The 12,131-nt window shown below is 64.1% G+C and carries 11 protein-coding genes and 1 riboswitch; of the genes, 8 read left to right on the forward strand and 3 right to left on the reverse strand.

Annotation, left to right across the window (positions count from 1 at the left end; genetic code table 11):
* The first annotated feature begins 73 nt into the window (after nt 1–73).
* The 5 genes from AYX22_RS19535 to AYX22_RS19555 all read left to right on the forward strand — a co-directional run bounded on the left by AYX22_RS19535 (nt 74) and on the right by AYX22_RS19555 (nt 4,526).
* A complete protein-coding gene (locus tag AYX22_RS19535; RefSeq protein WP_207595163.1) occupies nt 74–1,777 on the forward strand; it encodes a SulP family inorganic anion transporter in 1,704 nt (567 codons plus the stop codon).
* 86 nt (nt 1,778–1,863) lie between these two features.
* Nucleotides 1,864–1,975: riboswitch (SAM riboswitch) on the forward strand.
* 13 nt (nt 1,976–1,988) lie between these two features.
* A complete protein-coding gene (locus AYX22_RS19540) occupies nt 1,989–2,255 on the forward strand; it encodes a DUF1737 domain-containing protein (RefSeq protein ID WP_144649207.1) in 267 nt (88 codons plus the stop codon).
* A complete protein-coding gene (locus AYX22_RS19545) occupies nt 2,252–2,662 on the forward strand; it encodes a rhodanese-like domain-containing protein (RefSeq protein WP_207595164.1) in 411 nt (136 codons plus the stop codon). Before AYX22_RS19540 ends, AYX22_RS19545 begins: the two co-directional genes overlap by 4 nt.
* Nucleotides 2,663–3,871 (forward strand): O-succinylhomoserine sulfhydrylase, encoded by a 1,209-nt coding sequence (locus AYX22_RS19550; RefSeq protein WP_207595165.1) that lies wholly within the window; start codon nt 2,663–2,665, stop codon nt 3,869–3,871.
* 10 nt (nt 3,872–3,881) lie between these two features.
* Nucleotides 3,882–4,526 (forward strand): hypothetical protein, encoded by a 645-nt coding sequence (locus AYX22_RS19555; protein ID WP_207595166.1) that lies wholly within the window; start codon nt 3,882–3,884, stop codon nt 4,524–4,526.
* Here AYX22_RS19555 and AYX22_RS19560 read toward each other — a convergent pair.
* A complete protein-coding gene (locus AYX22_RS19560) occupies nt 4,523–5,719 on the reverse strand; it encodes a glutamate--cysteine ligase (protein WP_207595167.1) in 1,197 nt (398 codons plus the stop codon). The genes AYX22_RS19555 and AYX22_RS19560 overlap by 4 nt on opposite strands.
* Before the next feature lie 132 nt (nt 5,720–5,851).
* On the reverse strand, nt 5,852–7,375 hold the full coding sequence (locus AYX22_RS19565) for a UDP-N-acetylglucosamine 1-carboxyvinyltransferase (protein WP_207595168.1): 1,524 nt from the start codon (nt 7,373–7,375) through the stop codon (nt 5,852–5,854).
* Between the two features lie 210 nt (nt 7,376–7,585).
* Here AYX22_RS19565 and AYX22_RS19570 point away from each other — a divergent pair, with 210 nt between their 5' ends.
* Together AYX22_RS19570 and AYX22_RS19575 are read left to right on the forward strand one after the other, a co-directional pair.
* The gene (locus tag AYX22_RS19570; RefSeq protein ID WP_207595169.1) at nt 7,586–8,596 is read left to right on the forward strand and encodes a WXG100 family type VII secretion target; all 1,011 of its coding nucleotides are present in this window, start codon (nt 7,586–7,588) and stop codon (nt 8,594–8,596) included.
* Between the two features lie 161 nt (nt 8,597–8,757).
* Nucleotides 8,758–9,108: a hypothetical protein gene (locus tag AYX22_RS19575; protein WP_157731925.1), complete on the forward strand. Its 351-nt coding sequence runs from the start codon at nt 8,758–8,760 to the stop codon at nt 9,106–9,108.
* A 33-nt stretch (nt 9,109–9,141) separates the two neighbouring features.
* Here AYX22_RS19575 and AYX22_RS19580 read toward each other — a convergent pair whose 3' ends face one another.
* The gene (locus tag AYX22_RS19580) at nt 9,142–9,876 is read right to left on the reverse strand and encodes a siderophore-interacting protein (RefSeq protein WP_207595170.1); all 735 of its coding nucleotides are present in this window, start codon (nt 9,874–9,876) and stop codon (nt 9,142–9,144) included.
* Between the two features lie 101 nt (nt 9,877–9,977).
* On the opposite strand from AYX22_RS19580, the gene AYX22_RS19585 reads away from it, so the two are divergent.
* The gene (locus tag AYX22_RS19585; protein WP_207595171.1) at nt 9,978–12,092 is read left to right on the forward strand and encodes a penicillin acylase family protein; all 2,115 of its coding nucleotides are present in this window, start codon (nt 9,978–9,980) and stop codon (nt 12,090–12,092) included.
* Nucleotides 12,093–12,131: the final 39 nt, after the last annotated feature.

The raw sequence follows: 12,131 nt of genomic DNA on the forward strand, positions 1-12,131 counted from the left end.
GAGACGGTCCGTATTTTCCACATAAGGCGTATGTCGTGTTCCACAATCAGCAGGGGTCGGGAATGATCGCTGTATGAGTGCAGCAACCTCCCGCCCCTCCGCCAAGGAGCGACTGTCCAGCGCCTGGGCCCTCAAGGGCTACAAGCGTGAATGGCTGCGGCACGATCTCGTTGCGGGCGCTGCGCTGTTTGCTTTGCTGGTGCCCGCCGGGATGGCCTATGCACAGGCAGCAGGGCTTCCCCCGGTCACCGGGCTTTACGCAACAGTGGTCCCGCTGCTGGTTTATGCGGTGGTGGGGCCCTCCCGCATTCTGGTCCTGGGACCCGACTCTGCCCTGGCCCCTATGATCGCCGCGGCCATTGTGCCGCTGGCAGCGGGAAGCAGCGAAAAATCCGTGGCGCTGGCCGGCTTGCTGGCCGTGTTGATCGGGGCGCTCATGCTTGCGGGCTCGGCACTGAAACTGGGAGCCATCACGGGCCTGCTGTCCAAACCCATCCGGCTCGGGTACCTCAACGGAATCGCACTGTTGGTGGCCCTTTCGCAACTCCCGGCGTTTCTGGGTATTGAGGCCGACGGCGACGTCTGGCAAAAGCTCGCGAAGGTTACTACCGGGTTACTTGGCGGCGAGGTCAACATCACCGCGCTGTTGTTGGGAGTGGGGTCGCTGGCGCTCATCTGGATCCCCCGGCTCCTGAAATGGAAGGTACCCGGCGTCCTGTTGGCGGTGGTTGGCTCGTGCGTGGCGACGGCGGTCTTCGGGCTCAACGACGACGTGAAGGTCACCGGGGTCCTGCCGCAGGGCCTGCCCATGCCCGCACTCGGGGGTATTGGCTGGGCCGACGCTTTGATGCTGCTCCCCGCCGCCGCGGGCATCGCGCTCATGGCTTTCGCTGACACTGGCGTGTTGTCTCAAACATTGGCAGCCAAGGAAGGGAAGAAGGTCTCCGGAAACAGGGAAATGGCAGCGCTTGGAGCAGCCAATGCCGCTACAGGCCTCCTGGGTGGATTCCCCATTTCAGGCAGTACCTCCAGGACACCGGTAGCCGTGGATGCCGGCGCAAAATCCCAGATGACAGGCGTGGTGGGCTCCGTGCTGGTACTGGCCTTCATGCTGCTGGCTCCGGGAGTAACCGAGTACCTGCCGTCGGCAACCCTGGCCGCCGTCGTCATCGCCGCGGCCATTGCCCTCGCAGATCCTGCCGGCGTCAGGCGGCTCCTGGGGCTGAGCCGCAGCGAGTCCGTGGTGATGCTGGCTGCGTTCCTGGGAGTGCTGACGGTGGGTGTCCTCCAGGGAATCGTGGTGGCCATCGCCTTGGCACTCCTGGACTTTGTCCGCAGGGCATGGGATCCGTACAGAACCGAACTCGGCGCAGAGGAAGGCCTTCCCGGGTATCACGACCTTGAACGCCACCCCGATGGCAAGCGCATCCCCGGGCTCTTGATCCTCCGGTTTGATGCACCCCTGTTCTTCGGCAACGGACAGGTCCTGGCGAGCTTCGTGAGGGAGCAACTCGACGAGGCCCCGGACGAGTCCGCGGAGCCCGTCACCCACATCATCCTTGCCGCCGAACCGATCACCGGGATCGACACCACAGCCTTGGATGACCTGGTGACCCTGGACGAATGGTTGGCCAGAAAAGGAGTGGATCTGGTGTTTGCCGAGCTCAAAGGGCCCGTGAAGGACAAGTTGATCCGCCTCGGCACGGCGGCCCGTTTTACGCCGGACCACTTCTACCCCACTGTCGGCGCGGCAGTGCGGGAGCTCAAGGACCGATAGTGGATCAGCCTCCGATTACGCAACATGACGACGGTGCAGCCGCCCGCAAGTGCAGCCCGACGCCCGTGGATGTTACGTTTTTCTTGAGTAATGAGTACCAGCGCAAAGCCCTGACTTGCTGGTCGGCAACCCTCTCTCCGGCGGGGTGCCTCAGGTGACTACTCGGCGTATCGACAACTCGAACTGCAAGCGTGACTGAGGAGCACCAGCAATGCCTGAACCCACTGAAGAAAAACTCTCCTACCGCCTGATTACAGGCCCGGATAACCGCGATTTCTGCGAGCGTATCCACAACTCCCTCGCCGAAGGCTATGTGCTCCATGGCAGCCCGGCAGCCACCTTCAACGGCACGGACGTCATCGTGGCCCAAGCCATTGTGCTGCCTGCGGCGATCGCCAATGCTGATGCCGCCGTCGCCAACGCAGTGGACCAACTTGAGAATTACGACGATGAAGAAGCGTTTGAGGGCCACGCATGAGCTACGCAGGTGACCTGACCCCACAGGACGCGTGGGCCAAGCTCGAAGAAGGCGCGATCCTGGTGGATGTGCGCACCGAGGCCGAGTGGGCCCACATCGGCATCCCGGACACCAAAGCCACCGAGAACGATCCTCTGTTCATCCAGTGGAACCTGGCTGGCGGTATCCCGAACTCCCGCTTTATCGAGGACCTGCAGCAGCAGGCACCCGAGGATGACGCCGTGGAGCTCGTGTTCATCTGCCGTTCCGGCCAGCGCTCCATCTCCGCCGCCATTGCCGCAACACAGGCCGGCTTCACGGCGTACAACGTCCTTGAGGGCTTCGAAGGCGAACCGGACCGCTACGGTGAGCGCACCGTAAACGGCTGGAAGAACCGTGGCCTGCCTACGAATCTGGGGACCGAGTAAGTGACTTTCAATCCCGACGCCGCCGGCTGGAGCCCTGACACCCAGGCCGTTCGCGGTGGCCTTGACCGCACCAATTTTCAGGAAACGTCCGAGCCCGTTTTCCTGAACTCCGGCTTTGTCTACGAATCGGCTGCCGCTGCCGAACGTGCCTTTACCGGCGAGGACGAACGCTTCGTTTACTCCCGCTACGGCAACCCGTCCGTCGCCACGTTCCAGGAGCGGCTGCGGCTGCTCGAAGGAACCGAGGCGTGCTTTGCGACAGCCTCCGGTATGTCCGCGGTCTTCACCGCTTTGGGTGCCTTGCTGGCTGCCGGCGACCGCGTGGTGGCCGCGCGCTCGCTGTTCGGCTCCTGCTTCGTGATCCTCAACGAGATCCTGCCCCGCTGGGGTGTGGAGACGGTGTTCGTTGACGGCCCGGATCTGGAGCAGTGGCGCGAAGCCCTCTCGGAACCGACCACCGCCGTGTTCTTTGAGTCGCCCTCCAATCCGATGCAGGAGATCGTGGACATCGCCGCCGTCAGCGAACTGGCGCATGCCGCCGGGGCGACTGTCGTGGTGGACAATGTCTTCGCCACTCCCCTCCTGCAGCGCTGCGGTGAGCTGGGCGCGGACGTCATCGTGTATTCCGGCACCAAGCACATTGATGGCCAAGGCCGTGTCCTCGGCGGCGCGATCCTGGGCACCAAAGAGTTCATCGATGGTCCCGTCAAGCAACTCATGCGCCATACCGGCCCTTCCCTTTCCGCGTTCAACGCCTGGGTGCTGACCAAGGGTTTGGAGACCATCGGACTGCGGGTGAACCACAGCTCGGCATCCGCTTTGAAGATCGCGGAGTGGCTCGAGCAGCAGCCTGCCATCAGCTGGGTCAAGTACCCGCTGCTCACGTCCCACCCGCAGTACGAGCTTGCCGCGAAGCAGATGAAGGCCGGCGGCACTGTGCTGACCTTCGAGCTGTCTCCTTCGGCCGGGCGCTCAGCCAAAGAGGCCGCCTTCGCCTTGCTCGATGGCCTCCGCGTCATTGACATCTCCAACAACCTGGGCGATTCCAAATCCCTCATCACCCACCCCGCCACCACCACCCACCGGGCCATGGGGCCTGAGGGCCGGGCCGCGATCGGACTCACCGACGGTGTGGTCCGCTTGTCGGTAGGACTGGAAGACGTGGACGATCTCATCCTGGATCTGGAGAAGGCCCTCAAACAGGTCTAACCTTGCTGCCATGAGCGGGAACCATCCCTATCGCCGTGCCGGAGCGGTCATCGTTGCCGGCACGGTGGTGTGGTTCGTGGGAATCTCGCCGGTCTCACGCGTCTACATCACACCGGACGATGCCGAACGCCTGCGCATGCTGACCTCCGGACGGCGCGGCTGGATCGTGGGCCAGCACCTAACCGCCGTGGGGACCGTCGCCGTGCCGGTTGGATTCGCTGCCTTTGCCCGCGCCGTTCCGGGAAAGGACGCCGTACCGGGTACGCACTCCGTCCCGGACACCGGCGCAACGCGTGGGAAAGCGAAGAAGTGGGCTTACGCTGCCGCCGCCGCGTTGCTCGCCGGCGCCCCATTCTTCGTCTCCAGCCTCGCCCGGCGGGCTTCAGACCTCGAAGGTTTTGCCTATCGCCGGGGATCCAACGCGCCCTTCCTGGCGTATTCCGGGTTGCACGTGGTGGCGTTGGCCGCCTTGGGTGGGAGTCTTCTTTCCTTACCCACAAAACGCTGGATCGGCGTCACAGCTTCGGTCAGCGCACCTATCTATGGCGCCATTCTGGTAGCCAAAAAGGACATCCCGCCGTTCTGCTTCTACTTGGTGGAGGGTCTCACGGGCGCCTACTTAATGGCGTGGGAAGAACCGACCGGCCAATCCTAAGGCCTCCTGACCCGGGTCAGCATCGGCGCGGGCTCCTTGTGCGCGTCGGCGGAGGTTCCGCGAACCGTCACCTTCGCTGCATGCCCGACGACGGCGGCCAGGGCTGCGCTGGTGGGTGGACTGCCCGGCTGGTTCTGGCTGCCGCGCTGCCTGTTGTTGTAACGCACCGCCGCTTCCCGTTGCTCGTCCGCGCCATTCCCCCGCTCCAACAGGTCTGAGATCCCCGCTTTGACCAGCTCCAATTCGCCTTGGTCATCCAGCACTGGGCTCACATAATCCACCAGCGCCCAGACGACGTCCGCCGCCGGCTGGGGCCGGAAATCACCGAAGTCCAGGAGATCTCCACGCAACCCCGCATTGCTGGCCTGCCAACTCGCCATCCGCAGGAGTGCCGTGGGCACCGCGGTGGGCTCAACGCCGTCGAGCATTTCCAAGGAAGCGGTCTCCACCAAAGCCCGAACCAGTAGCGCAATCAACGCGGCGTCCTCGGCGCGCAGGCAGACGTCGGCTACGCGGACCTCCACGGTGGGGTGGTTCCGGGAGATGCGGGCGTCGAAGTAAATCATGCCCTCATCCAGGATCACGCCTGTTTCCAACAGCCGCTTCACGATGCGTCGGTAGGCAGTGAGTGATCCGAACACGCCGGACGGTCCAGAAGTGGGCCAGCGGTTCCATGCCTGGGTGCGGTAGCTGTCGAACCCGGTGGGAAGGCCGCGCCAATAGGGTGAGTTGGCGGTGAGGGCGGTGAGCACGGCAAGTTTGTCCCGGATGTGGTCCAGCACCACCACGCCTTCCTCAGGGGATTCGACAGAGGTGTGCACGTGGAATCCGCACGTCAATTGTTCCGTGGCGATGATTCCGAAGCGATCCAGCATCGCCGCATAGCGGGGATCCGGGGTGGTGTGGGTGTTCGAATCCAGCGGAGAGGTAGCAATTGCAGCAACCCGCGCTCCGTGCTGCCGGGCTGCTTCGTTGGCCATAGCCCGGCCGCGGCGGATCTGATGCAGAAGGTCACCGTAGCTGTGGCAGGGGCGGGTCTGGGTTTCGATCTGCTCCAGCTTGAGTTCGTGGCTGAGGCTCGTTGCGGATGCGGGTTGGTGGCGGCCCGCAAGCAGCGCATCCGCGAGGGCAAGGGGCTCTCCCGTCACAGGATGGACGATGAGCAGCTCTTCCTCGACCCCGAAAGTCCGCATGCTCCATTCTGCGTCAGGAGGCCGGTGGAGGACAGTGGCTGGAAGGGCAGCGAGGGCCGCACCTTCCCGCCATCCGCACCAGAGCGAACTGGGGCGGATGGCGGGAACGGGCGCGCGGGCTAAGCGTGGAGCCTAGTCCTGGAAGTACTCGATCTTGGCGCCGATGGTGTTCAACCGCTCGGCCAGGTCCTCGTAGCCACGCTCGATCACGTAGATGTTGCGGAGCTCGGACGTGCCCCGGGCAGCGAGCATTGCCAGGAGCAAGCAGGCGGCAGGGCGCAGGGCAGGCGGGCAGCCGATTTCGGCAGCGCGCCACTTAGTGGGTCCGTTGACGTAAATCCGGTGCGGATCCAGCAGTTGCACCTGGGCGCCCAGCTTGTTGAGTTCCGTCAAGTAAATGGCACGGTTCTCGTAGACCCAGTCGTGGATCATGGTCTGGCCCTCGGCGTTGCCCGCGATCACAGCGAAGAACGGCAGGTTGTCGATGTTCAGGCCCGGGAACGGCATGGGGTGGATCTTGTCCTGCGGCGCGCGGAGCTCGGAAGGCTTGGTGGTGACGTCCACCAAACGGGTCCGGCCATTGCGTGCCATGTATTCGCCGGAGATTTCGAGGTTCTGGCCCATCTGCTCCAACGTAGCCAGCTCGATCTCCATGAATTCGATGGGAACCCGGCGGATGGTGACCTCGGAGTTGGTCACGATGCCCGCGGTGATCAGGCTCATGGCCTCGATGGGGTCCTCGGACGGGAAGTACTCGATCTCCACATCAATGGCGGAACGGCCAGTGATCTTCAGGGTGGTGGTGCCGACGCCCTCGATTTCAACGCCCAGGCCCTGCAAGTAGAAGCAGAGGTCCTGGACCATGTAGTTGGGGCTGGCGTTGCGGATCACGGTGGTGCCCTCGCGGTGCGCGGCGGCCATGATGGCGTTCTCAGTAACGGTGTCGCCACGTTCGGTGAGGACGAAGGAACGGTGGTGGTCATCGGCCGGGGGCGCAGCTACGGAGTAGAACCCGGACTTCGCTTCGACCTCAAGCCCGAACTGGCGCAGGGCCTGCATATGCGGCTCCACTGTGCGCGTTCCGAGGTCGCAGCCACCAGCGTAGGGCAGCAAATACTCACTGGTCTCGTCCAGGAGCGGCCCCAGCAGCATGATGACGCTGCGGGTACGGCGGGCGGCGTCCACGTCCATGGACCCAAGGTCCAAAACTTCGGGCCTGCGGATGCGGAGGTCACTTCCGTTGAGCCAGGTACATTCGACGCCAATGGAGGTCAGTACTTCAACAATCCTGTTGACTTCTTCGATGCGGGCCAAGCGGCGCAACGTGGTGGTTCCGCGGTTGATGAGGCTGGCGCACAAAAGCGCCACGCCGGCATTCTTGCTGCTGTTGACATCCACTTCGCCGGACAGGGTCCTGCCGCCCTCCACCCGGAGGTGGGTCATCTGTGGCTTGCCCACTTTGACGATTGATCGGCCGAATATTGCCTCAAGCCGTTCGATCATCCGGAGGCTGAGATTCTGTTTACCTTGCTCCATCCGGGCGATCGCGCTCTGGCTGGTTCCAAGCGCGGTAGCCAACTGCCCCTGCGTCCATCCTTTTTCGCCACGGGCGTTGCGGAGCAGAAGGCCTACGTGTTCAGCGGTAGGTTGCGTCATATCCAAGAAATATCACAGGTGAGCTAGAAGTCCTACACAAAACGCCGTTTGAGCGGTAAACGTCACACCATACCCGATCCGTGAGATATAGAGCACGACGGTGACCGGTCGCCGCAGGCGAACGCTTTCCCTCAGCCGCCACCGGGCAGAAGTCCCCATTGCGGCCCGGGGGACAATACCAAACCATGGAGGGAAAGCTCAGGGGGAAACATGCCTTTCTACGGCGCCGACGTCGACCAACTCAAAGCACTCTCCAAGGCCTTGGCCAACGGTGCGTCACTGCTGACCAACCGGGCCCGGGAACTCGACTCCTTGATCGGCCATGGCATGACCGGCCAAGGCGGCGGCTGGCAGGGCCAGGATGCCAAGCGTTTTGCCGCAGATTGGCAGGGCCGCCTGCGGCCGTTGCTGGAGAGGACTACGCAAGGCCTGGAAGAGGCATCACAGTCCGTGCTCACCAATGCCAACCAGCAGTCATCCGCGTCCACGGAGGGGAGTGCTGATTCAGGCAGTTCCGGCAGCAGCTCGGGCGGTTCCGGCAGCAGCTCCGCCAATTCCACCAACACCGGGAACGACGCCACCACCAAAACCTCGGCCAATCCGAACCCCGACCAGCCAACACCGCAGGAAATCCTGGACGAATACCAGGTCAGCGACGCCGAGACCACCATGTGGCCCGGGGACTGGGACCCCCTGCGCTTCGTGGTTGACCAAAGGGAGGTCACCGAGAAGGAAGCGGAACTCCTCAACGGGCTGGGTCCTTTCGAGATGAACGCCTTCAAAGACATTCATGATGACGCCTTCAGCACTGCCGACGACCGCTTCCCCAGCGCCGACCGCAACGATGACCAGAACGATGCCTTCCGTCACGCATATTGGAACGCACTCATGGTCAGGGAGTTCGGCGCGGACTGGGCGGAGGACTACGCCACGGCGCACGAGCAACTCCCCGGCAACCCCGCGCCCCGCGAAGCCATGGATCTGTACAACAATGAGGTGGGCCGCAACGTGGCCATAGCCAACCCGGATGCCAGCGCTGAGGAGCTTGCAGACTTGATCGAAGAAGCCGTGAACAACGGCGACACTGTGGTGGTGGGACAGGACCTGCTGCCCCACCCTTCCAACGAGGTCCCCATGGACCAGACCGGCGACGCCAACAATGCCGAGCCCGCCCCGGGCGAGGATCCGGAGTTCAATGACGAGTCGAGGACTACGTCGTGAGGTTCCAACGCCAATCAAACACCCGACGACGGCCGCGGACTTCCGCCGGCCGCATCACCGTCGCTGGCCGCGCCACCCTTGCTGGCCGCGCCGCCGTCGCAGGCTTGCTCACTGCCATCCTGGCCTGCGCCCTGGCCGCCTGTTCACTAGGAGGATCCGTCATGCCCGAATCGAATGAGAAGCTCAACAGCCAGGTGCTCGAGTCCGCGAAGAACGGGACGGCCTTGAAACTGGCTGACGCCACGGACTTCGAGTGGGACCAGGCGGGTTTCGTAACGGAGGGAACGCCGGCCAAGGACATCGAAGCAGCCTTCGGCGAGCCTTTGACCAAGGAGAACCGCTACACGGCGTCCCCCGCGTTGTTCGTCTTCCTTAAGGACGGGAAAGTAGCCAAGGCAATCCGCATCGTCCCGGATGCCTTCTTCGGCGCTGACGCACAAAAGAAGTATGGCCGGGACGTAGTCCTCACCCCGCCGGAGGGAAAAAAGGGATTCCTCAACTGGCGCGAGTAGCGCCAGGCACCGCGACACGAACGCCGCGCTGTTCTAGACGCGCCAGTATCCCAGGGCATCGATCCGGTGCTTGTCCACGCCCAGCGTCTTCCGCAGGTGTTTCACGATTGCGCGGGTGCTGGAGGCTTCGCAGGCGATCCAGAAGAAGTCGTGATCCACGGACACAGTCTCCGCAGTGAGCGCATCGCAGACTTCGTCAACCAATGCGGCACCGTCGCGTTTGCGCGGAACCCAGCTGACGACGTCGGACCCTGACGTCCGCACCTCAATCGAGGGGTCGGCGTCGTGCTGGTATTCAAGCCAGGCGGTCACCGGAGCCGAGCCCGCGGCCGTAACTTCCCGCTCGTCCAGCAGCGAGTTGATGGCCGGGATGGAGGCGGGATCGCCCACTACCCACATCCGGCGCGGAGCGGGCTGCGGGAACGTGAAGGAACTGCCCTGCACGGTGGCGTCGATGGTGTCGCCGGCCTGGACGGAGCGGGCCCAGTCGGCGGCAACCCCGTGGTGCATCGCGAAGTCCATGCTGAATGTGCCGTCCGCAGGGGAAGCGTTGACCAGGGTGTAGGCACGCTGGTGGGCCTTTCCGGAATCATCGAACCACAGCCGGATCCACATGGTGGGATGCAGCCCGCTTCGCTCCAGCAGTCCACCGTCGCGCACGTGCACGCGGAGGAAGTCCGGGGTGATTTCTTCCTTCCCGGTGACTTCCAGCGTGAAATCCTTGGCGCCCATGACTTTGAGCACGACGCCTTCCCAATTGCGCTTCAAGCAACACTCCTTCACGAACGGCCACGATTTGTGTACGGGGCCAAAGCCATTTATCTTGAGCTTAAGTAAGCCTAACCTAAGCTCGAAAGCGGCCAGAGATTATGACGCCTGCCCCGACGCACCTTTCTGCCCCGGCAGGCGGCCCCGGAACCTACCGTGATCAGTGGGGAATCCCCCATTTGTGGGCGGATTCCTCCGACGATCTCGCCTTCCTCCAAGGCATGAACGCAGCCACTGACCGCTCCTGGCAGATCGAGCTGGAACGGTGGCGCTCCGAGGGCCGCACAGCTGAGGTCCTGGGTGCCGACGTTGTGGTCTGGGACCGGTTCGCACGGCAAGCCCGGCTGGATGACACCGCGCGCCGCTGCTTCGAGAACCTCGACGCCGAGACTCAGCGTTGGTGCGGACAGTACGTGGCCGGCATCAACCAAGCGCTGGCAGACGGACTCCGCGGCGGCCCCGAATTCGACGAGTCCGCCTGCACGCCGGAGCCATGGAACCCGTGGACACCGCTGGGCGTCTTCCTGGTCCATCACATCCTCTTCTCCACGTTCCCCAACAAACTGTTCAGGGCCCACATCGCGCGGACATTGGGCGACGACGCCGTGAGCCTGTTCAGCATCGAGGCTCCCGTCTGGTCAGGAAGCAACGCCTGGGCCGCGCACGGCTCGACGACGGCGAGCGGCCTCCCGCTGATCGCCGGCGACCCCCACCGCCTCATGGAACTCCCCGGCGTGTACCAGCAGATACGGCTTGCCTGCCCGGACTTCGACGCCATCGGTTTCGCGTTCCCGGGTGTCCCCGGCCTCCCGCATTTCGCCCACACCGGGCATACCGCTTGGGCCATCACCAATGCCATGGCCGACTACCAGGATCTCTTCGAGGAAGAACTGCGCCGGGTCACGGACGCCACAGGGGAACGCGTCGAGGCGCGCGGAGCGGCAGGTTGGGAAACCGCCGTCGTGAGTGCCCAAACCATCACCGTCCGCGACGGTGAGCCGGTCACCGTGGAGGTCATCGAGACCGCGCGAGGTTCCGTGATCTCTGAAGCGCCCGACGGCGAGGCGCTGAGTTTGCGCTTCCCTGCCCGCGTTGAGGGGCGGCTTGGTTTTGAGGCCCTCCTGCCGCTGCTTCGGAGCCGGAGCGTCTCCGAGGTGGAAGCGGCGTTCGACGCCTGGGTGGAGCCCGTCAACAGCGTGGTGGCCGGGGACACGTCCGGAGCAGTGCGGCACTTTGTTGCCGGTCTTGTTCCGCAGCGCAATCCCGCCAACAGGAGGTTGCCTGCCCCGGCCTTTTCAGCCCGTCATGAGTGGGACGGTCAGTACGTCATCCTGCCCCGCACGGAGGTGGAGCAGTACGCCGTGAGCGCGAACGACCGCGCGGCGGGAGGTGGCGACGCCGTGGCCATGGAGTTCGCCCCCGCGCATCGGGCGTTGCGCATCCGTGGGTTGCTAGAGTCGGCTCCGGGGCCGTTGTCCGTGAATGACATGCAGGCTATCCATACGGACACGCTCCTGGGTCCGTGGCCGTTGTTCCGGTCGGTGTTGTCAGGCCTGGACGCTGATGAATTGTCCCGGGAAGCCGCGGGACTGCGTTCGCTGCTGCTGGAGTGGGACGGCCACATGGATGCCGGGAGCCATCACGCCGCAGTGTTTGCGGAGTGGCGGGGCTCATTGGTCCAGCGCCTGGCAAACCATCCCGCATTTGCCCCCTTGAACGAGCCAACGGGCTACTCGCCCTTGTTCGGACCGTGGTTGTCAGTGGCATCCCGGATCGGCTTTGCGCTTGAGACCCTGCTGGTGCGCGGCTCAGAACTCGGCATCAGCGTCGATACAGAAGCCGCCACAGCGCTTGAGGACGCTGCGTTGGAGCAGTCCGGGCTGCGCTCCTGGGGCGACCGGCACACATTGTTGGCCGTCCACGTCCTCCCCGGCCCACTCGCGTCAGCGGCACCCACGGTGGCCCTCAGCGGAGATACGGGCTGTGTGCTCTGCACCGAGAGCCTCCCCGGTGTTGACGACCGAAGCTTCCGTGGTCCAGCGGCCCGTTACATCTGGGACTTGTCCGAGCGGCGCAACAGCCGCTGGATCGTGCCCTTCGGTGCCTCCGGTACGCCCGGCCACCAACACTTTGCCGACCAACTCCCGCTCTGGACTGCAGGGGAACTCGCCCCGGTAGTCACTGACTGGCCTGAATTGATCAAAGACAATCCCTGACTCATCCTGCTCCCGCATCCCATCAGTCACGCATCAGCC

This window comes from Arthrobacter sp. D5-1, assembly GCF_017357425.1.
Taxonomy (GTDB): Bacteria; Actinomycetota; Actinomycetes; order Actinomycetales; family Micrococcaceae; genus Arthrobacter.